The sequence below is a fragment of the Bradyrhizobium sp. HKCCYLRH2047 genome (assembly GCF_051168175.1).
Classification (GTDB): domain Bacteria; phylum Pseudomonadota; class Alphaproteobacteria; order Rhizobiales; family Xanthobacteraceae; genus Bradyrhizobium.
In genome coordinates this window covers 142909-162298 of record NZ_JBNPUM010000001.1, presented here as the reverse complement: position 1 = coordinate 162298, position 19390 = coordinate 142909, and the positions used below count along the sequence as shown (strand labels likewise).

General features: G+C 66.5%; 17 protein-coding genes and 1 riboswitch. Of the genes, 8 read left to right on the top strand and 9 right to left on the bottom strand.

Annotated elements, in window-relative coordinates; all coding sequences use genetic code 11:
• Positions 1–2: 2 nt before the first annotated feature.
• Positions 3–83: riboswitch (ZMP/ZTP riboswitch) on the bottom strand.
• A gap of 316 nt (positions 84–399) precedes the next feature.
• Positions 400–2115 carry a heparinase II/III family protein gene (locus ACQR1D_RS00765; RefSeq protein WP_434838822.1) on the bottom strand — a complete coding sequence of 572 codons (1716 nt, stop codon included), beginning with the start codon at positions 2113–2115 and terminating at the stop codon, positions 400–402.
• A gap of 245 nt (positions 2116–2360) precedes the next feature.
• Positions 2361–3713, bottom strand: coding sequence for an RsmB/NOP family class I SAM-dependent RNA methyltransferase (locus tag ACQR1D_RS00760; RefSeq protein WP_434838823.1), 1353 nt, complete (start codon positions 3711–3713; stop codon positions 2361–2363).
• 195 nt (positions 3714–3908) lie between these two features.
• On the opposite strand from ACQR1D_RS00760, the gene ACQR1D_RS00755 reads away from it, so the two are divergent.
• The gene (locus ACQR1D_RS00755) at positions 3909–4145 is read left to right on the top strand and encodes a DUF1674 domain-containing protein (protein ID WP_434838824.1); all 237 of its coding nucleotides are present in this window, start codon (positions 3909–3911) and stop codon (positions 4143–4145) included.
• 74 nt (positions 4146–4219) lie between these two features.
• On the opposite strand, the gene ACQR1D_RS00750 is transcribed toward ACQR1D_RS00755, so the two are convergent.
• The 3 genes from ACQR1D_RS00750 to acs all read right to left on the bottom strand — a co-directional run bounded on the left by ACQR1D_RS00750 (position 4220) and on the right by acs (position 7713).
• A complete protein-coding gene (locus ACQR1D_RS00750) occupies positions 4220–4714 on the bottom strand; it encodes a L,D-transpeptidase (protein ID WP_434838894.1) in 495 nt (164 codons plus the stop codon).
• Between the two features lie 221 nt (positions 4715–4935).
• Entirely contained in the window at positions 4936–5655 is a 720-nt protein-coding gene (locus tag ACQR1D_RS00745; RefSeq protein WP_434838825.1) for a hypothetical protein, read from the bottom strand.
• A gap of 105 nt (positions 5656–5760) precedes the next feature.
• Complete coding sequence (gene acs / locus ACQR1D_RS00740) at positions 5761–7713, bottom strand: acetate--CoA ligase (protein WP_434838826.1); 1953 nt, start codon at positions 7711–7713, stop codon at positions 5761–5763.
• A 377-nt stretch (positions 7714–8090) separates the two neighbouring features.
• Between acs and ACQR1D_RS00735 the strand changes: the two genes are divergently transcribed.
• On the top strand, positions 8091–9278 hold the full coding sequence (locus tag ACQR1D_RS00735) for a DNA topoisomerase IB (protein ID WP_434838827.1): 1188 nt from the start codon (positions 8091–8093) through the stop codon (positions 9276–9278).
• Positions 9279–9290: 12 nt separating this feature from the next.
• Here ACQR1D_RS00735 and ACQR1D_RS00730 read toward each other — a convergent pair whose 3' ends face one another.
• The gene (locus tag ACQR1D_RS00730) at positions 9291–9656 is read right to left on the bottom strand and encodes a hypothetical protein (RefSeq protein ID WP_434838828.1); all 366 of its coding nucleotides are present in this window, start codon (positions 9654–9656) and stop codon (positions 9291–9293) included.
• Between the two features lie 481 nt (positions 9657–10137).
• Here ACQR1D_RS00730 and ACQR1D_RS00725 point away from each other — a divergent pair, with 481 nt between their 5' ends.
• From ACQR1D_RS00725 to ACQR1D_RS00715, 3 genes are all read left to right on the top strand, one after another.
• Positions 10138–10692, top strand: a complete 555-nt coding sequence (locus ACQR1D_RS00725) for a fasciclin domain-containing protein (RefSeq protein ID WP_316180273.1) — start codon at positions 10138–10140, stop codon at positions 10690–10692.
• 201 nt (positions 10693–10893) lie between these two features.
• Positions 10894–11547 carry a cytochrome b/b6 domain-containing protein gene (locus ACQR1D_RS00720; RefSeq protein ID WP_434838829.1) on the top strand — a complete coding sequence of 218 codons (654 nt, stop codon included), beginning with the start codon at positions 10894–10896 and terminating at the stop codon, positions 11545–11547.
• 14 nt (positions 11548–11561) lie between these two features.
• Complete coding sequence (locus tag ACQR1D_RS00715) at positions 11562–12344, top strand: molybdopterin-dependent oxidoreductase (protein WP_434838830.1); 783 nt, start codon at positions 11562–11564, stop codon at positions 12342–12344.
• Positions 12345–12510: 166 nt separating this feature from the next.
• Here the strand turns inward: ACQR1D_RS00715 and ACQR1D_RS00710 are convergent, their stop codons facing one another.
• Positions 12511–13707 carry a YbfB/YjiJ family MFS transporter gene (locus ACQR1D_RS00710; protein ID WP_315800748.1) on the bottom strand — a complete coding sequence of 399 codons (1197 nt, stop codon included), beginning with the start codon at positions 13705–13707 and terminating at the stop codon, positions 12511–12513.
• A gap of 276 nt (positions 13708–13983) precedes the next feature.
• Between ACQR1D_RS00710 and leuB the strand changes: the two genes are divergently transcribed.
• A complete protein-coding gene (gene leuB, locus ACQR1D_RS00705; protein WP_315800747.1) occupies positions 13984–15096 on the top strand; it encodes a 3-isopropylmalate dehydrogenase in 1113 nt (370 codons plus the stop codon).
• An 892-nt stretch (positions 15097–15988) separates the two neighbouring features.
• Here the strand turns inward: leuB and ACQR1D_RS00700 are convergent.
• Positions 15989–16372 carry a hypothetical protein gene (locus ACQR1D_RS00700; RefSeq protein WP_434838831.1) on the bottom strand — a complete coding sequence of 128 codons (384 nt, stop codon included), beginning with the start codon at positions 16370–16372 and terminating at the stop codon, positions 15989–15991.
• Between the two features lie 228 nt (positions 16373–16600).
• Positions 16601–17401 (bottom strand): hypothetical protein, encoded by an 801-nt coding sequence (locus ACQR1D_RS00695; protein ID WP_315800745.1) that lies wholly within the window; start codon positions 17399–17401, stop codon positions 16601–16603.
• 114 nt (positions 17402–17515) lie between these two features.
• Between ACQR1D_RS00695 and ACQR1D_RS00690 the strand changes: the two genes are divergently transcribed.
• Together ACQR1D_RS00690 and ACQR1D_RS00685 are read left to right on the top strand one after the other, a co-directional pair.
• Positions 17516–18550: an aspartate-semialdehyde dehydrogenase gene (locus tag ACQR1D_RS00690; RefSeq protein ID WP_316238545.1), complete on the top strand. Its 1035-nt coding sequence runs from the start codon at positions 17516–17518 to the stop codon at positions 18548–18550.
• 248 nt (positions 18551–18798) lie between these two features.
• Positions 18799–19359 carry a TIGR00645 family protein gene (locus tag ACQR1D_RS00685; protein WP_434838832.1) on the top strand — a complete coding sequence of 187 codons (561 nt, stop codon included), beginning with the start codon at positions 18799–18801 and terminating at the stop codon, positions 19357–19359.
• Positions 19360–19390 lie beyond the last annotated feature (31 nt).

Here is a 19390-nt window from a genome sequence, read left to right as displayed (position 1 = left end):
GTTCAATTTGCCCAGGCGCACGGCGGTCGATCCCGCGCTCCCCGATGGTGCTCCATCCAAAGTCGCCAGTCGCGCGAGAGCCGGCCTCATATCAGCTTTTGCCGATGGCGACAACGGGGAGGTGTGTGTGCTCGGGCTCGATTGAGCGCTCATGTTGGCTCGAACGCGCGTCGCAGGCGGTGCCCTTACCTCGCCCCGCTTGCGGGGAGAGGTCGGATTGCATCGCCAGATGCAATCCGGGTGAGGGGGTACAGGCCTCGCCACGTACACTCCCCGTGCATCTGCACCTCACCCCGACCCTCTCCCCGTAAGAACGGGGAGAGGGAGCCTACTGTCCGTGCAGATATGGCGTGCATCTCGCAGCACGATTCGTCGGCTCATTCCTTGGCGCCGTACCGATCACAGCGGCAGTTCCGGCTCTTTCCGCGCGTTGCGGCGCCCGTTGGTCTCGGTCGGCGACACTGACGAGCGGACGAAGCTCCAGCGGATCGACGGGGCCTGCTGCGCGTCCTGCCGGATCACCAGTTGGGTGGTGCGGCGCGGACCGTCATTGCCGGCGAGAAACACGCTGTCCTCGAGATCGACGCGGTCGTCGAACGTCTCGAACGTCCAGACCTCGCGATTGGGCAGCACGAGCATGGCGCCGCGGCCGTCGCTGAGCCGGCTGGCCTTGACGGCCGGGTGCAGGTGGAAGCGCAGCGCGTAGTCCGAGCCGCCGCCGCGAAGCCGCGCGCCCTGCGCCGGCGTCACAGTGTCCTCGCCGTCGAGCCGCGAGCCATCCTCGGCCGCCACCAGCACGCGGCGATGGATCAGGCCGAATTTCGCCGCGTAGCCGTTGTGCGAGGTCGACAGCACGGTGCCGTCGGGCACGATCTCGCGGAAGTTCTCGACCCGCGTCGGACCCGACACGATCGGCGCGCCGTGCAGCAGGCGCTTCATCGCCGACATCTCGACGAAGGTGCAGGACGAGGTGTTGTGATAGGTCAGCGTCGAATGCGCCACCGTGCTGCGCGCGAAGGCACGCCAATTGTCGCGGCCAGTCGACGGCATGCCGCAATTGATCACGATGCGGCACGGTCCGGAGGACATCTCGAAGGCGAGGCAGCCGGCATGGGCCTCATGGCTCAGATGCGGTGGCGGCGGCGGACCGGTGTCGACGATGACCGTCATCGGTCCGGCGTCGAGCCGCTGGAAGCCGGAATGCGGCATGCTCGCCATCGGCGTGCCGTGGGTGTCGTCATAGGCGAGCAGGGTCGCCAGCAGGTCGGACGGGGTGCCGCCCATGCCGTTGAACAGCGCCATGTTGCCGTCGCCGTGCCGGAAGAAGCGCAGCATCGGCATCATGCGGTCGATGGCATTGAGCAGCGCCGGCGGCGGGGCGATGTTGCGGGCCGCAAACGTCTGCCGCAGCGGCAGCAGGTCGATCAAGAGCTCGATCAGCGCGCCCGGATTGCGCGAGACGTGGCCGCCATCGGGCAGGATCTGCCGCTGCAATTCGTCCGAGAGTTTCCGGGTCGCGCTGCGGATGTGCTTGGCCTGGTTGGCGAGGCATAGCGCCGCGTAGCACAGCGCAATCAGCACCTGCAGCCGCGGCGCGCCATCGGGAATGTCGATGGTCGAATAGCGCAGATAGCGGATCTCGCGGGTCAGCCCGCGCAGGTAGCGGCGGTAGAACTTGCCGTCGGAATCGGCCAGCACCAGCGGGGCCTGCGACAACAGCGAGATCACCCGCCGCGCCAGCACGTCGGCGCGCCGGCTCAAGGGATGGCGGCCGATCTGGTTGGTGATCCAGTCGTCGACCAAAGCGCGGGCGTTGGCGCGGGTCAGCGCGGTATCGGCTGCGCGCAGATGTCGCAGCCAGCCGAAGCCGAGCAGGGCCACCTCCCAGTCCTCGGACGGCGGCTCCAGGTCGAAGATCGAACGGCCGTGGCAGGTCACGATCTTGCCGGCGAAGACGAAGCGTCCGGCATAGATCTCGGCCGCCCGCGTCGCGTCCGACGTGCGCAGGTCATGCGGCGCAATGATGAGCCGGTCCGCGCGTCCTGGCCACAGCCCGGACACGGATACCGATACACCGCTGACGTTGGACATCAGGCTGCGCGCAAAGCGGCCCATCACCAGCGTCGATATGCGTCTGCGTTGAGCGGCGGACACGCCAAGCCTTGGATTCAGAGGGGGATTCGGTTGCGCATCCTTCATAGATCGCAACTGCCGCCGATACACCATTTTTGGCCCCGGTGCAGCACCATCGCGGGACCAGAATCTGGTGCAAAATCAGGATATAAACGGACTAACGCAACGCCGACGCCCTCAAAGCGCGGCCGACGCAGGGCCGGCGCAGAGCGCACACGATGACACGCTCACGGCCGCCGCTCCAGTCTCGCCGCATAAAAACCGTCGAGACCGCCAAGCCGGGGGTCCTGGTGCGGCAAATGACAGGGCAGGGTGCGCAGGTCGCCGGCCGGCGTGACCAGCTCGGCCAGTCCTGCCACCTCGCCGGAGGTCACGGGGATGCGGCGCAGCTCGGTGGTTTCGGCGAGCACGCGCTCGACCACCTGCTCGCCCTCCTCGGGCTCCAGCGAACAGGTGCAGTAGACCAGGGTTCCGCCCGGCTTGAGCAGGCTGGCCGCCCTGGTCAGCAGCCGCGTCTGCAGGCCCGACAATGCGGTGATGTCGGCCTCGCTGCGCAACCAGCCGACGTCGGGATGGCGCCGGATCGTGCCGGTCGAGGTGCAGGGCGCATCGAGCAGCAGGCCGTCGAAGCCGCCGCTCTCGGCCGGCTGCCATTCGGCGGCATCGGCCACGACCGTCTCGGCCGCGAGCTGCAGCCGGGTCATGTTGTCCTTCAGCCGGTTCATCCGGGCCGGCGACCGGTCGACCGCGGTGACGCGGGCGCCGGCATGGGCGAGCTGGGCGGTCTTGCCGCCCGGCGCTGCGCAGAGGTCGGCGACGGCCTTGCCGCTGACGTTGCCGAGCAGGTGCGCAGGCAGGGCGGCAGCGGCGTCCTGGACCCACCATTGTCCCTCGGCAAAGCCCGGCAGCACCGTCACCGAGCCATGCAGCACGGTGCGCACGGTGCCGGTCGGCAGCACCTCGCCATGCAGTCGCGTTGCCCATTGCCCGGGGTCCGACTTCACCGTGAGGTCGAGCGACGGCTCCTGGCCGAGCGCCGCGGCGATGTCCCTGGCGGTCGCTTCGCCGTAATGATCGATCCAGCGCTTGAGCAGCCAGGGCGCGATATCAAGCGGCTGACCGGTGGCATCGTCGAGCAGGCTCGCGCCCTCGCGGGCGCAGCGCCGCAGCACCGCGTTGACGAGTCCGGCATATTTCGCGGCGCGACGGTCGGCCTGCACCAGGCGGACGGAGAGGTCGACGGCGGCGTGGTCGGGAACGTCCATCCAGAGGATCTGGGCGGCGCCGATCAGCAGCGCGCTCTGCGCCCGCGGCGCGTCGGTCGGCACGCCACGATCCAGCAGCCGCGACAGCACGTGGCCGAGCGTTCCGAGCCGCCGCAAGGTCGTGGCGACCAGCCGGCGCATCAGCGCGCGGTCGCGATCGGCGAGATGCTTCAGTCCGGGATGCGCGCCGGTTCCGTCGAGCTGATCGTCGAGGGTGCGATGCTTGTGCAGCACGCCGTCGACCACGTCGGCGGCGATGCGTCGTGCCGCCAGGCCTGGGACTTCGGAAGGGGTCGCAAAACGCGGCGGAGGCATGCCTGGGAATTACTCGCGAAAGAAGAAAGGCAGTTCCGCGACCATCGGGTGCATGCCATCAGCTTGCGGGTCCTCTGTCACCGGAATATGCCAAATGTAAGAATCGGCTCCGCTTTTTTTAGACCTGTTTTCCCCGGCGTGCTCACACGATCTGATGATGTCGGGAAGGATCCGGTGCAACGGTGGAATGGTACGATGAGCAACGAACCCAACAACGAGCGCAAGCCCGCATTGTCGGTGGTCGCCAGCAACGACAATCCGCGCAAGCCGCTCACTCCGGCCGCGCAGCGTGCGCTGGCCGAGGCGGAGGAGCGGCGTCGTCTCGCGGCGGAGCAGACGACGCTGATGCCGAAGGAGCTGCAGGGTCCGAAAGGACCGGAGCCGACCCGTTACGGCGACTGGGAGAAAAAGGGAATCATCTCGGACTTCTGATGCATCCGCCGGGCGCGCGCCGTCAGGCATGGTGATGGCGCGGGTGACGGAGAATCAGTTCGGCCGCTTCGGCTTCAGCGGGTCACGACCACCGTGGTGCCGATCGACACGCGCTCGTAGAGGTCGGTGATGTCGCTGTTGAGCATGCGGATGCAGCCGTAGGAGACGTAGCCGCCGACCGAGTTCGGCACGTTGGTGCCGTGGATGGCATATTCGCCGCCCGCGAGCGTCATGGCCGCGACGCCCATCGGATTCTGCGGCGAGCCGCCGGGGATCACGTCGGGGATGTTGGGCTTGTCGCGCTTGACGTCGGCCGGCGGCGCCCAGGCCGGATTCTTGTACTTGCCGTCGATCTTGGTGGTGCCGGCCCATTGCCGGCCGGCCTTGCCGACGCCGACCGTGTAGCGCATGGCGTGGCTGCCATCGAGCACGAGGTAGAGCTTGCGCTCGCCGGTCCTCACCACGATCGTGCCGGGCGAATAGTCGCCGGCGATGCTGACCAGCTCGGGACGGGCGGACGCAGAGTCGGCCGTCGTGACCGTGGCTCCGACCACCGACGCGGCCATCATCGCCGCCTTCACGGCCGGCCCGATCGCTCCATTCGGCCTTGCCATTCCTCTTCGCCCCATCGCTGCGACCTCCGCTCTTGCGGGAGCACTCGGATGGCTGGAGGAAATGAAAACTTCCTCTGCAAGTAAATGACCTGAAAACAACACTCGGCCGGAATCCGGCCCGCAACACGGATTCGCCGGCGGGGCCAGCGGAGCGAACCCGGCCGGGCACGTGCAATCTATTTGAGGCGGGTGATCGCCGACAGCGCCCGGACGGCGAATGTGCGCGGATGATCGTGGATGTAGTCGGACGTCGCCTGGCGGACGTAGTCGTGCTGGCGCACGTTCGATCCGATGGCCCACAGGGCTGCGGCCGCAACCACCATCCGGCCGCGCTGGGCCGCGTCGTAGCGCTGCTCCAGCGTGTCGTAGATGTCCTTCGGACCGCCGACCATGGCCACCGTGAGACGGGCGGTGTCGAGCGCGATGAGCTCGGACTGATTGGTGATGGAGGCGAAGAAGTCGAGGATCATGCGCACATAGCGGCCGTCGCCTTCAGCGAACGAGGCGCCCCACAGCAGGTCCAGGTCGGTCGGGGTCCTGATCGTGATGTCCTCGAGCCGGGCGGGAGCGCTGCCGAACTGATCCTCCAGCGTGGCGTCGAGGGCGCTGGCGCCGAAACGGCCGCGAAACCTGCCAGCCTCAGCGACATGTCCCGAGAGCCGGACCGCGGCCAGGAAGGCCGAAGCCGCCTTGCCGTCTCCCTCCGGCGGCGCCAGCCGATCGATCCAGTCCGGATGCAGCGCGAAGGACCGCGCCAACAGCCCGGTCACCGGCGGGTAGGCGGTCCAATCCCGACCTTCCGACTTCAGGGTCGCGAACACGTGGGCCAGGCCCTCGATGCGCGGATCCCGGTAGAAGAACGCGACCGAGGTCTTCAGTTCCGGCGACTGCGGCATGAGCTGCGCCGTCGAAGGACCGATCCCGCCGGCCAAAGCGAGGAGAACGCAGCCCAGGCGGGCCGCGTTCTCCAACCGTCTCCTGAGAGGTCCAGCGGACATGCGCTAGGCCTGCTTCTCCTTGCGGTTCTGCCGGTGCTGGACGAGATCATCGACCACGCCGGGATCGGCCAGCGTCGAGGTGTCGCCGAGCGCGCCCGGCTCGTCCTCGGCGATCTTGCGCAGGATGCGGCGCATGATCTTGCCGGAGCGGGTCTTGGGCAGGCCCGGCGCGAACTGGATCTGGTCGGGCGAGGCGATCGGGCCGATCTCCTTGCGCACCCAGGCGACGAGCTCCTTGCGCAGATCCTCGGTCGGCGTCTCGCCGGCCATCAGGGTGACATAGGCGTAGATGCCCTGGCCCTTGATGTCGTGGGGATAGCCGACCACGGCGGCTTCCGACACCTTCGGATGGGCCACCAGCGCGCTCTCCACCTCGGCCGTTCCCATGCGGTGGCCGGAAACGTTGATGACGTCGTCGACGCGGCCGGTGATCCAGTAATAGCCGTCGGCGTCGCGGCGGCAGCCGTCGCCGGTGAAGTACTTCCCCTTGTACGTCGAGAAGTAGGTCATCTCGAACCGGGCGTGATCGCCATACACGGTGCGCATCTGGCCCGGCCAGGAGCGGGTGAGGCAGAGATTGCCCTCGGTCGCGCCTTCCAGCGTCTTGCCATCGGCATCGACGATCTCGGGCACGACGCCGAAGAACGGCCGCGTCGCCGAGCCCGGCTTGAGCTTGGTCGCGCCCGGCAGCGGCGTGATCAGGATGCCGCCGGTCTCGGTCTGCCACCAGGTGTCGACGATCGGGCAGCGGTCGTCGCCGACGACGCGGTGATACCACTCCCAGGCTTCCGGATTGATCGGCTCGCCGACCGAGCCGAGCAGGCGCAGAGACGCGCGCGAGGTCTTCTTCACCGGCGCGTCGCCGCCCTGCATGAGGGCGCGGATCGCGGTCGGCGCGGTGTAGAAGATGTTGACCTTGTGCTTGTCGATGACGTTCCAGAACCGCGAATTGTCCGGATAGTTCGGCACGCCTTCGAACATCAGCGAGATGGCGCCGTTGGCCAGCGGTCCATAGAGGATGTAGCTGTGGCCGGTGACCCAGCCGACGTCGGCGGTGCACCAGTAGACGTCGCCCTCGTGATAGTCGAACACGTATTGATGCGTCATCGCGGCGTAGACGAGATAGCCGCCGGTGGTGTGCAGCACGCCCTTGGGCTGGCCGGTCGAGCCCGAGGTGTAGAGGATGAACAGCGGATCCTCCGCATTGACAGGCTCGCACGGGCATTCGGTGGTCACCATCTCCGCAGCCTCGTGGTACCAGAGGTCGCGGCTCGGATTCATCTCGATCTTGCCGCCGGTGCGCTTGACCACGACGACCCAGTCGACATTGTCGACCTTGTTCAGCGCCGCGTCGACATTGGCCTTGAGCGGCACCTTGCGGCCGCCGCGCAGGCCCTCGTCGGCGGTGATGATGATCTTGGAATCGCAGTCCTTGATGCGCTGGGCGAGCGAGTCCGGCGAGAAGCCGGCGAACACCACCGAATGGATGGCGCCGATGCGGGCGCAGGCCAGCATCGCATAGGCCGCCTCCGGGATCATCGGCAGATAGATGGTGACGCGGTCGCCCTTCTTGACGTTGCGGTTGCGCAGGATGTTGGCCATCCTGCACACCTCGTCGTGCAGCTCGCGATAGGTGATGTGCTTGGACTGCGAGGGGTCGTCGCCCTCCCAGATGATCGCGGTCTGGTCGCCGCGGGTGGCGAGATGGCGGTCGACGCAGTTATAGGCGGCGTTGAGGACGCCGTCCTCGAACCATTTGATCGAGATGTTGCCGGGTGCGTAGGAGACGTTCTCGATCTTCGTCGGTGCCTTGACCCAGTCGACGCGCCTGGCCTGCTCGGCCCAGAAGCCGTTGGGGTCCTTGATCGAGCGCGCGTACATCTCCTGGTACTTCGCGTCGTCGACGAAGGCGCGTTTCGCCCATTCGGCCGGAACGTCGTAGATCTTCTCGGACATTTCACACCCTCCACATGCGGCCCGCCGTGGTCCGGCGCAGGCCATCGTTGTTCCCACTATGCGTCCGCGTAACCGGCGGCGACAAGGCAAGACAAGTAGGACCTTCGGCGGGGAGGCGGTCTGCGCAGGATCAAAGAATTGTGCGCGGAGGTTGCGCGCGCCGGTCGCACCTCGGAGGTCATTACAGTCCGCCGCATCAAGGTTACCCGGAATCGGGGCGCGCACCGGTATTTTGCAACCGTTCTGCCCAAAATTAGGGACTCGCTATCCGGCCCGTCACGCCCTAAATCGCCTTGAAGCTGTGGATAACCCGGCCGGAACCAAACCGGACTCCGGGGCATTGAGCGGATGAAAACGGCGGCAGGGCGTCTAAAGCAATGATGGACCAGCAGAATTTCGAGAGCCCGCGGGTCGGCCCGGCCGATGCCGATGTCGCGCTCGCGAAGGCGCTGGGCCAGTGGCCGCCCAAGCCGCCGCGCCGCAAGCTGACCCTGAAGGATCTCGCCCACGCCAAGACCGCCGACGCGCAAGGCAACGCCAAGACCTCGGTCGAGGAACTCGCCAAGCGTATCGGGCTGAAGCTCGGCGACCAGACCGCGCTGACCATCCGCCGCATCAGGCGGGGCAAGAGCTATACCTTCATCCGCGCCAACGGCACCCCGATCCGCCACGCCGGCACCATTCGCCGCCTGCATGCGATGGCGGTGCCGCCGGCCTATCGCGAGGTGCGCTACGCCCCCGATCCGAACCTGCATCTCCAGGCGGTGGGTGTCGACGCCGCCGGCCGGCTGCAATACCGCTATCACGCCGATTGGGAGAAGGTGCGCGAGCATCGCAAGGCGCATCGTCTCGCCAAGCTGGTCGGCGCGCTGCCGCGCATCCGCCGCGCGGTGTCGAAACATCTTGCCGGCGACGAGCCGACGCGCGAGTTCACGCTGTCAGCCGTGATCGAGCTGATCGCGCGCACTGCGATCCGTCCCGGCAACGAATCCTATGCGCGGCTGAACGGCACCCGTGGCGCCACCACGCTGCTGAAATCCAACGTCACGCTCGAGGACGACTCGCTGGTGCTGACCTTCAAGGCCAAGGGCGGCAAGGCGGTGCGCAAGGAGTGCGACGCCGCCAAGCTGGTGCGGGCCGTCGGCATCCTGCGCGGCGTGCCTGGCCGCCGCATGTTCCAATACCGCGACGCCCAGGGCGTGGTGCGCGCGGTCTCGACCACGCAGGTCAACGCCTTCTTGCGCGAGATCGCCGGCATCAAGATCTCGCTGAAGGATTTCCGCACGCTGATGGCCTCGGCCGTCGCGCTGGAGACCTTGTCGCGAATCACGCCCGCGGCGAGCGCGCGCGGCCGCAAGAAGCAGATCCTGGAAGCGATCCGCGCCGCCGCCGACGAGCTCACCAACACGCCGGCGATCTGCCGCAAGAGCTACGTGCACGACACCATCGTCACGGCGTTCGAGGACGGCATCCTCGAACGCTTCGCCGCCACCATGAAGGGCCAGCGCTCGCAGACGCGGCGCGAGCAATTGCTGGCGCAAGTGGTGACAGCGGTCTCGGCCTGACGCTTCAAACGATCAGGCCTGGCACCGCGGCCCAATCTTCGCCGAGGCGAGGAACCGCGCGATCGGGTCGAGCTGCTTGCACGACGCCGCCGACGTCTTCACGGGCTGCGGATTGCGCTTGGCCGGCCGCAGCACAGCGGCTTTGCCGGCGGCCTTCGCCCGGCGCGCCGGCGACGCGCTACGCCCTTCCGCCCGCACGGCCCGCGAGACCAGTGGCAGATAGACGTCCTCGTTGTACTCGATCGGCTGTGTCGCGAAGCTGCGATCCGTCTCGCTCAGCGTATCAACGCCCGGAATGGGCTCGTGGATCAGCGACGAGGTCGTGTCGCTCATGTCGCCGGGCGTCGCCGCGGCGAGCACCATCTTCGTTGCAAGCAAGCAGCAGATTATCACGAGGCAGAACCCCGCAATCCAGATCGTTCTGTTCACTGTAGGAAACCCCCGCCGATCGCGCCGGACAGTGCGGGACATCCCCTTCCCGCAGCCGGCGCCGTGCCGACCAATCAACCTTAAGAAAGTCTTACTCGCAATGTTTTCGGCAGGTTCGGCCGGGCTCGGCTCGCATTGTAGTTAATGGCGGCGATGATCGGTCATCGGCCTCGGCCAATGACCGACAGAGAGCTGATCAGTTCGCAGCAGGCTGCGACATTGCGGCGCAGATCTCGTTCAATGAGTCGGCGAGACGATCTCGATCGCCGCAGGTTTCACGGATCACGTTAAATTATGCGCCGAAACTCGCTTCCGGACGCGGCGTAGCTCGGCCCGACACGACGCGAGAGCAACAGCGCTCTCCAACGCATCGATGTCGCAGTCGAACTCATCGTGCGGCGCTGCCGCCGTCTTCATTAGGGAGCTACCCATGTCCAAGCGCATTGCCTTCCTCGCTGCCGCCGCCTTCAGCGCGCTGTCGCTGACCTCGATCGTCGTCGCACCCGCGCACGCCGAAGAGAAGACCGTGATGGTCGGAGGCGCGGCGATGTACCCGTCGAAGAACATCGTGCAGAACGCGGTCAACTCGAAGGATCATACGACGCTGGTCGCCGCGGTGAAGGCCGCGGGCCTCGTGCAGACGCTGGAAGGCAAGGGACCGTTCACGGTGTTCGCGCCGACCAACACCGCGTTCGGCAAGCTGCCGGCCGGCACCGTCGACAGCCTCGTCAAGCCGGAGAACAAGGCGACGCTGACCAAGATCCTCACCTATCACGTCGTGCCCGGCAAGCTCGAGGCGTCCGACCTGAAGGACGGCCAGATGCTGAAGACGGTCGAGGGCGAGCAGCTCACGGTCAAGCGCGAGGGCAAGAACGTCATGATCGTCGACGCCAAGGGCGGCACCTCGATGGTCACGATCCCCAACGTCAACCAGTCGAACGGCGTCATCCACGTGGTCGACACCGTGCTGATGCCGGCGTCGTGAGGCCCGGCGCGACACCGGACACATCCGTTTCTTCCTCCTCCTCGCGGATGTGACCAGGAGCGAGCCGGGCCCACCCCCGGCTCGCTTTTTTGTGAACGCCATAGTTTCTGCGTATCGTTTTCATCGGCGCCGGAGCGTAACGGGGCCCGCCGAGCCGGCGTATAATGACCGTGACGAATGCAAGCGACGGAGCCGACCGCCATGACGAGCGCCACCACCAGCGCCCCCTCGACCCTCGCGGCGACCGGGGGACCTGCAACTGGAGTCGCGGCCAAGGTCATTCAGCCGGCCTGGGTGCGCGTCATGCACTGGATCAATGCGGCCGCCATGATCATGATGATCATGTCGGGCTGGCAGATCTACAACGCCTCGCCGCTGTTCGACTTCCGCTTCGACCGCAGCTTCACGCTCGGCGGCTGGCTCGGCGGCGCGCTGCTGTGGCACTTCGCGGCGATGTGGCTGCTGATGCTGAACGGGCTCGCTTATCTCGTCACCGGTCTCGCCACCGGCCGGTTCCGCCGCAAGCTGCTGCCGGTCTCGCCGGCGTCCGTCATCGCCGACCTCAAGGCCGCGCTGACCTTCAAGCTCGCCCATGACGACCTCACCGCCTACAACGCGGTGCAGAAGCTGCTCTATCTCGGCATCATCGGCGTCGGCATCGTCGTCGTGCTCACCGGCCTGTCGATGTGGAAGCCGGTCCAGCTGCACTGGCTGGTCAGCCTGTTCGGCGACTATCCGGCGGCGCGCTACGTCCATTTCGTCTGCATGGCGCTGATCTGCGCCTTCCTGGTGATCCACATCCTGCTCGCGCTGCTGGTGCCGAAGAGCCTGCGCGCGATGATCATCGGCCGCTGAGAGGAGAGAGTATCATGGCCAAGCGTCCGTTCCTCATTCCCGGCGTCGACAAGCGGCTCCTGATCAAGGACTCGTTGAAGGTGATGCCCGACCTCACCCGGCGCCGCTTCCTTACCGGCGGCGCCAGCCTGGGCGCGCTGACCCTGCTCACCGGCTGCGACGTCGTCGACGGCGACACGGCCGAGGAGCTGCTCAAGAAGGTGTCGAAGTTCAACGACGCCGTGCAGGCCTGGATGTTCAATCCGGACGCGCTGGCGCCGACCTTTCCGGAGAGCGCGATCACCAAGCCGTTCCCGTTCAATGCCTACTACACGCTCGACGAGGCGCCGGAGATCGATGCCGCTGACTGGAAGCTCGAGGTGCGCGGCCTCGTCGACAACAAGAAGTCGTGGACGCTGGACGAGCTGCATGCGCTGCCGCAGGTCACGCAGATCACCCGCCACATCTGCGTCGAGGGCTGGAGCGCGATCGGCTCCTGGACCGGCACGCCGCTGCGCGACTTCCTCAAGCTGATCGGCGCCGATACGCGCGCCAAGTACGTCTGGTTCAACTGCGCCGACAAGGACGGCTACAACTCGCCCTTGGACATGCGCACCGCGCTGCATCCGCAGACCCAGATGACCTTCAAGTTCGCCGACCAGATCCTGCCGCGCGCCTACGGCTACCCGATGAAGATCCGGGTGCCCACCAAGCTCGGCTTCAAGAACCCGAAATACGTCGTCGCGATGGAAATCACCAACGACTACAAGGGCGGCTATTGGGAGGACCAGGGGTACAATTCGTTCAGCGGGAGCTGAGCGTCGGTCCGCTTGAGGCCGAGCTGCGCGCGACACACTCCGCTGTCGTCCCGGCGAACGCCGGGACCCATAACCACAGGGGGGTATGAGGCAGGCAACTGGCAGCCGCATCCCTCGATAGCTTCCGCGGTATGGGTCCCGGCGTTCGCCGGGACGACACCGTGAGCTAGGTGCGGTCGGAGCGCTTCAGCTTGCCTTGCATCGCCGCCATCACCGCGCCCAGCAGCAGCAGCGCGGCTGAAACGTTCAACGCGTAGGTCAGGCTTCCCATCGCATCGGTGATCGCGCCGACGGCGAAGGGTCCGAGCGTCTGGCCGACGCCGAACGAGATGGTCAGCGCGGCGATCGCGCCCGGCCAGGCGCTCTGCGGCAGGTTGAAGCGCACGAAGGCGGTGGTGGCCGTGGTCACGGTCGAAAAGGCGATGCCGAACACAGCGGCCGACAGCGTCAGCATGACAGGCGAATGGCTGAGCGAGGGCAGGGCGGCGCCGATCGCGTTGATGGTGAGGATGAGGGCGGTGGGCCAGCCGCCGCGGTCGAGCGCCAGCACGCGCCGCCACACCCAGGGCGTGGTGAAGCCGGCGAGGCCAATGAGACACCAGAAGCCTGATTGCGCCGCGGCGCCGCCGCCGAGATCGCGCACATACGCGATCATGAAGGTGAGATAGGCGATATAGCCGGCGCCGTAGAGGAAGTAGCCGAACAGATAGATCGCCATCGGCCGCAGCGAGACGCGGTCGGTGCGGGTCTCCGCCGTGGCGGCGTTCGCCGGGAGCCGCATCGCGAGCAGCGGCCCGATCAGCACCGCGCCGACCGCGGCGAGCACGGCCCATACGATCCACCATGAGCCGGGCCCGAAGGCCTGCAGCACGAAAGGCGCGATCAGGCCGGAGATGACGATGCCGAGCGGCGGCCCGGCATAGAACAGGCTCAGCACGAAGCTCGCCTGCGCCGGCCGCGCCAGGGCGACCCGCGCCGCCAGCGCGCCGCCGGCCACCAGCGCGACGCCGGCGCCGATGCCGGTCACGAGCCGCGCCAGGCTGAGCGCGATGAAGTCACCGGTCATGGCGCACACCACGAGCGAGGCCAGCGCCGCCAGCGTTCCGCCGCGCACTGCGGCCAGGCCGCCGTAGCGCCGGGCCAGCTGCGCGGCGATCAGCGCGCCGATGAGATAGCCGGCGGCGTTGACCGTGTTCATGAAGCCGGCCGCCGAGTATGACCAATGCAGGCTGTCCCGCATGTCCGGCAGCACCAGCGCGTAGGCGAAGCGGCCGATGCCGAGACCGATGATCGGACCCAGCGACAGCGTGAGGTTGGTCAACGCCGGGTGGGCCGGTGTCGGGTCGGATGGGGAGGCTGGCAAGACATGCTCCGGCGCGGCGATCGGCCGGCAATTCATGCTATTCGGCCGCGATTTTCGCGCACATTACCGCCCACCTCGCCGCGACAGAAGTGGTGCGCCGGCAATGGTGGCTTGCCAACGGCGCAGGAGGGCTTTAGCACTCCGCCGTTTTGAGAGATCCCGTCATTGCCGGGCGCCTGCTTTCGATCCGCTCGAGGCAGACCGGCAATCCAGCCATCCCAAGGATGGATGCCCGCGCAATGCCCCGGCATGACAAGCCCCGTGAGGACAACGACCATGGCGACCCAGAAGCTCCTTTTGCTGCCCGGCGACGGCATCGGCCCCGAAGTGATGGCCGAGGTGAAGCGCCTGATCGGCTGGCTCAACGCCAAGGGACTGGCCTCGTTCGAGACCGAGGACGGCCTGGTCGGCGGCGCCGCCTATGACGCTCATGGCGCCTCGATCTCCGAAGCCGACATGGACAAGGCCAAGGCGGCCGACGCCATCATCTTCGGCGCCGTCGGCGGTCCGAAATGGGATGGCGTTCCCTACGAGGTGCGTCCCGAGGCGGGCCTGCTCCGCCTGCGCAAGGATCTCGGCCTGTTCGCCAATCTGCGTCCCGCCGTGTGCTATCCGGCGCTCGCCGATGCCTCCAGCCTGAAGCGCGAGATCGTCGAGGGCCTCGACATCATGATCGTGCGCGAGCTCACCGGCGGCGTGTATTTCGGCGAGCCAAAGACCATCACCGATCTCGGAAACGGCCAGAAGCGCGCGATCGATACCCAGGTCTACGACACCTATGAAATCGAGCGCATCGCCCGCGTCGCCTTCGACCTCGCGCGCAAGCGCAAGAACAAGGTGACGTCGATGGAGAAGCGCAACGTCATGAAGTCGGGCGTGCTCTGGAACGAGGTCGTCACCGCGGTCCACAATCGCGAGTACAAGGACGTCACGCTCGAGCACCAGCTCGCCGATTCCGGCGGCATGAACCTGGTGAAATACCCGAAGATGTTCGACGTCATCGTCACCGACAATCTGTTCGGCGACATGCTGTCGGACATCGCGGCGATGCTGACCGGATCGCTCGGCATGCTGCCGTCCGCCTCGCTCGGCGAGGTCGACGCCAAGACCCACAAGCGCCGCGCGCTGTACGAGCCGGTGCACGGCTCGGCGCCGGATATCGCCGGCAAGGGTCTCGCCAACCCGATCGCGATGCTGACCTCGTTCGGCATGGCGCTGCGCTACTCCTTCGACATGGGCGCGCTCGCCGACAAGCTCGACGCCGCCATCGCCGCCGTGCTGGCCTCGGGTCTGCGCACCGCCGACATCAAGGCCGAGGGCTCGACGCCCGCTTCGACTACGCAGATGGGCGAGGCGATCATCAAGGAGCTGGAGAAGCTCGCGGCATAGTTGGAGCGAGTGCTCATTTCAGCCGGGCTCTCGCCACGCTGACAGTCTGCTCCCCTCCCCCTCGCGGGGAGGGGAGGGCACCGTCGTTGCTGATATAGCTCGATCAACTCATCAGCGCGGGCTCGAATCGCCGTCGCACCCCGGCGTAGCCCGCCTGCTCGTCGGGCAAATCAGTTTGTCGTTCGCGCGATCGACGTGGCCTCTCACGCTTGAGCGCACATTTTTCAGCCCGGATTCGGCTGCGTCGAAAGACTCATTTCGCCCGCGCAATCAATCCGATGGGTTCTGCCGCCCTGACCGCACCGAAAATTCTTCTTTCGTTTTTCCAGAATCCATGGTTTCTCATCCCTATCCCGTCTCGCCAGCGAGGGGCGTTTCGCGATCGTCACGAGGCGTGAGGCGGGGATGCGGTGGCCGCGAGGGCCCGCAGCATGTCCTTGGGGCATGCGGACGAACGAGGCTCTTGCGGACGTGAAGCTGCGTGGTCCTGGCGCCCCGATGCTGGCGCCAAGTCGGAAGGGCGATGATCCCGACGACGACGGTGGCTAACAGGCCGGACACCGGGGAGAGCGCAGAGTAAACGTGAAAACCATCGCGCAGGGAAGGCCGGGTCGGTCCGGCTGTACCTGTGGTTCCTGCCCCGTGCATTCTTTCCGCACGGGGGCCACGGGCCTCAGCCGAGGCTCGGCCTTCCCTGCGCCCTCGCTTCCGATGAGGGCGGACATCGACGCATCACTCGGACGCATCAGCGCCGCGAGAAGGTGGCTGCATGTTTCCTGATCGCCATGTCCCGCGCCCCGGGGCATCCAGCACGCTCCGGCGTCTTGGCACCTCCTCACAAGCAAAAGGCCGGGCGGGGCCCGGCCTTGATCATCGGATGATGCTGCCGTCCTCAGTAGGGGATCGGAATCCGGGTCGGGTAGCCACCCAGATCGGACGGCGCCATCAGCGGCTGGCGGTCGATCGGGCGGTTCAGGTTCTCGCGGGCGAACGACGGATAGCCGACGGCCGGTGGGAAGGCGTAATCCGAGAACTTGCGGTCGCCGGGGAGAACCTCGGTCCCGCCGTCGAGGAAGGAGCGGCGGGTGATGTAGATGCGGGTGCGCGGGCCGGACTGGTAGGAGTAGTTCGGATTGCCGCTGCTATAGGTGGTCGTGACGCGGCGCTTGGCGGGAGCGGCATCGGCCGAGGTGACGGCAAGAGACGTGACGGCAAGACCGGTCGCGGCGATCACCGCCAAGGCCTTGACCCGGGTCGCAGCAGAAAATTCAATCATCACGTCCTCTTCCTCGCGCCAAAAGGGGCGGGCGCTCGCCATGCGCATGATTTGGCTCGCACAATATCTGGGTCGGCTGTGGCATCACAAGGTCATTCCCGCGGCCGCACCGAAGATAAATTCCCGCTGTGGCGGGAAAGTTGCATCAAAATCCGTCACTTGGCTGCCGATGCGGACGCCCGAATGGGGCGTGGTCACGCCCAGCAACATCCGGACGCAGGCGGACATTCACAGCGCGCCGCGCAGCCTCGGATTGGCGGTCGACGTCACCCAATCGGGGCTGCCGGTGGCGACGGCGGGTTCGTCGCAGCCGCCGCGCCGCTGATCGGACCCCGTGAACAGCTGGCTCAGGGCCCGGTGCCGGTCGGGCGCCAGCAGGGTCAGCCGGTTGAGCATGCAGCCGACCATGGCGCGGCGCGCCGGCATCGTCACGCCCTGGCACGACCAGCCGGAGATCCGCAAGCTCGGCTCGGCGATGGTCTTGAGAAAGCCGAGGCAGGCCCCGGCGCCCTCGGGCGCCCCGGCCCGGCGCACCAGGCCGACTGGGCCGAACCGGCTGTCGATCACGCCCGCGGTCTCGAGTTCGGAGGCGGTGCTGCGCCCCATCCGGACCGCGAGATCGGCCCGCGGATCACGCCTGGCATCGCGCTCCGATCCGAACCGGTAGACCTCGAGCTCGGCAGTCGGCCGATCGGCGGGCTCGCCCCAGCGCAGCACGTCCTTGCGGCCGCCTTCGGGGTGGGTGAGCACGGTATAGGTGGCGGTCCTGTCGGGCTGGTCGGTGAGGCGGAGCGAGAACGCCGGCACTGCGGCGTCGGCCAAGGTCCAGCCGGCGCGGCCGGGCGTGTCATCGCCGCGGTCGAGATGGTTCCAGCCGGCCACGCCGAGCATGGCGATCAGCGCCAGAGCCCCCACATAGGCGAACAGGCGCGCAAACGTGCCGCAGACCTCGTCCGCGAAGCTCTTGAGCCCTTGCAGGACGGACCCGGATCGGGGCGCTGCGGCTGTTCTGGCCGAATTGGACTGCATCGAATGCGAGACGTCGTGGTAACGTTGTGTCAGGGACGTTTCTCGCATAGAAGCGCTGCCGCTTCGGTTTCCGCTGACATACGCGGCCGGCCTTATTTCTTCGGAGAGTGAACGATGGGTTACAAAGTCGCAGTGGTCGGCGCGACCGGCAATGTCGGACGGGAAATGCTCAATATTCTCGACGAGCGCCAATTCCCCGCCGACGAGGTCGTGGCGCTGGCCTCACGCCGCAGCGTCGGCGTCGAGGTGTCCTATGGCGACCGCACGCTGAAGGTCAAAGCGCTCGAGCACTACGATTTTGCCGATGTCGACATCTGCCTGATGTCGGCCGGTGGCTCGGTGTCGAAGGAGTGGTCGCCCAAGATCGGCGCCGCCGGCGCGGTCGTCATCGACAACTCGTCGGCCTGGCGCATGGATCCCGACGTGCCGCTGATCGTGCCGGAGGTGAATGCCGACGCCGCCGCCGGCTTCAACAAGAAGAACATCATCGCCAATCCGAACTGCTCGACCGCCCAGCTCGTGGTCGCGTTGAAGCCGCTGCATGACAAGGCGAAGATCACGCGCGTCGTGGTGTCGACCTATCAGTCGGTGTCCGGCGCCGGCAAGGATGCGATGGACGAATTGTTCTCGCAGACCAAGGCCGTCTACACCAACGACGAGCTGATCAACAACAAGTTCCCCAAGCGCATCGCCTTCAACGTCATTCCGCAGATCGACGTCTTCATGGAAGACGGCTTCACCAAGGAAGAGTGGAAGATGATGGCGGAGACCAAGAAGATCCTGGATCCGAAGATCAAGCTGACCGCGACCTGCGTGCGCGTGCCGGTGTTCGTCGGCCACTCCGAAGCCGTCAACGTCGAGTTCGAGAATCCGATCACGGCGGACGAGGCCCGCAACATCCTGCGCAACGCGCCGGGCTGTCTCGTGATCGACAAGCACGAGCCGGGCGGCTACGTGACGCCTTATGAGGCGGCCGGCGAGGACGCGACTTACATCAGCCGCATCCGCGAGGACGGCACGGTCGAGAACGGCCTCGCCTTCTGGTGCGTGTCCGACAATCTGCGCAAGGGCGCGGCGCTGAACGCGATCCAGATCGCGGAAGTGCTGATCAACCGCAAGCTGATCACCGCCAAGAAGAAGGCGGCGTGAGAGGCTGACGGTGGGCCCCCTTTCCCTGCAAGCGTCCGGCCATCGCATATGACAATCGAAGTGTTGTGATCATCTGTCTCCAAGTCGTCATGGCCGGGCTTGTCCCGGCCATCCACGCGGTACGGCGCACTGAGAACGACGTGGATGCCCGGGACAAGCCCGGGCATGACGGAATAACTAATCAGAAGGGTCATTCGCTGCGACAGTCCCAGTGGGACGACCGAGCGCTTTCTGGGTGGGGATTGTAATTGGCAGAGAGCAGCAAGACCGAGCCGGCGGAAGCATCCGTGACGGCGAAGCACGCGCCGGGTCCGCTCGAGCGCGGGCTTGAAGGCTTCCTGTTCAAGAGCCGCTGGCTGATGGCGCCGTTCTATGTCGGCCTCGTCGTCAGCCTCGTCGTGCTGCTGTTCAAGTTCGTGCTGCTGCTGTGGGAGAATATCGTTCATCTGCCGTCCGCCAAGGAGAGCGACATCATCCTCGGCGTGCTCAGCCTGATCGACGTCTGCCTGACCGGCAACCTGGTGCTGATCGTGGTGTTCTCCGGCTATGAGAACTTCGTCTCGCGCATCGATCCGGGCGGCCATCCGGACTGGCCGGAATGGATGACCAAGGTCGACTTCGCCGCACTGAAGCAGAAGCTGCTCGCCTCGATCGTCGCGATCTCGGCGATCCAGCTGTTGAAGGCGTTCATGAATCTCGACGCCGGCTACGACTCGACCAAGCTCGCCTGGCTGGTCGGCGTGCACATGACCTTCGTGGTGTCGACCCTGATGCTGGCGCTCTCGGACCGCTGGTCGGGCGATCATTGAGAAGGGCGAGTAGCGAATGGCGAATAGCGAA

Excerpts from the sequence above, each read along its gene's own strand:
- ACQR1D_RS00765 (WP_434838822.1), bottom strand. The coding sequence starts at position 2,115 with ATGGGCCGCTTTGCGCGCAGCCTGATGTCCAACGTCAGCGGTGTATCG.
- ACQR1D_RS00760 (WP_434838823.1), bottom strand. The coding sequence starts at position 3,713 with ATGCCTCCGCCGCGTTTTGCGACCCCTTCCGAAGTCCCAGGCCTGGCG.
- ACQR1D_RS00755 (WP_434838824.1), top strand. The coding sequence starts at position 3,909 with ATGAGCAACGAACCCAACAACGAGCGCAAGCCCGCATTGTCGGTGGTC.
- ACQR1D_RS00750 (WP_434838894.1), bottom strand. The coding sequence starts at position 4,714 with ATGATGGCCGCGTCGGTGGTCGGAGCCACGGTCACGACGGCCGACTCT.
- ACQR1D_RS00745 (WP_434838825.1), bottom strand. The coding sequence starts at position 5,655 with ATGCCGCAGTCGCCGGAACTGAAGACCTCGGTCGCGTTCTTCTACCGG.
- acs (WP_434838826.1), bottom strand. The coding sequence starts at position 7,713 with ATGTCCGAGAAGATCTACGACGTTCCGGCCGAATGGGCGAAACGCGCC.
- ACQR1D_RS00735 (WP_434838827.1), top strand. The coding sequence starts at position 8,091 with ATGATGGACCAGCAGAATTTCGAGAGCCCGCGGGTCGGCCCGGCCGAT.
- ACQR1D_RS00725 (WP_316180273.1), top strand. The coding sequence starts at position 10,138 with ATGTCCAAGCGCATTGCCTTCCTCGCTGCCGCCGCCTTCAGCGCGCTG.
- ACQR1D_RS00720 (WP_434838829.1), top strand. The coding sequence starts at position 10,894 with ATGACGAGCGCCACCACCAGCGCCCCCTCGACCCTCGCGGCGACCGGG.
- ACQR1D_RS00715 (WP_434838830.1), top strand. The coding sequence starts at position 11,562 with ATGGCCAAGCGTCCGTTCCTCATTCCCGGCGTCGACAAGCGGCTCCTG.
- leuB (WP_315800747.1), top strand. The coding sequence starts at position 13,984 with ATGGCGACCCAGAAGCTCCTTTTGCTGCCCGGCGACGGCATCGGCCCC.
- ACQR1D_RS00700 (WP_434838831.1), bottom strand. The coding sequence starts at position 16,372 with ATGATTGAATTTTCTGCTGCGACCCGGGTCAAGGCCTTGGCGGTGATC.
- ACQR1D_RS00695 (WP_315800745.1), bottom strand. The coding sequence starts at position 17,401 with ATGCAGTCCAATTCGGCCAGAACAGCCGCAGCGCCCCGATCCGGGTCC.
- ACQR1D_RS00690 (WP_316238545.1), top strand. The coding sequence starts at position 17,516 with ATGGGTTACAAAGTCGCAGTGGTCGGCGCGACCGGCAATGTCGGACGG.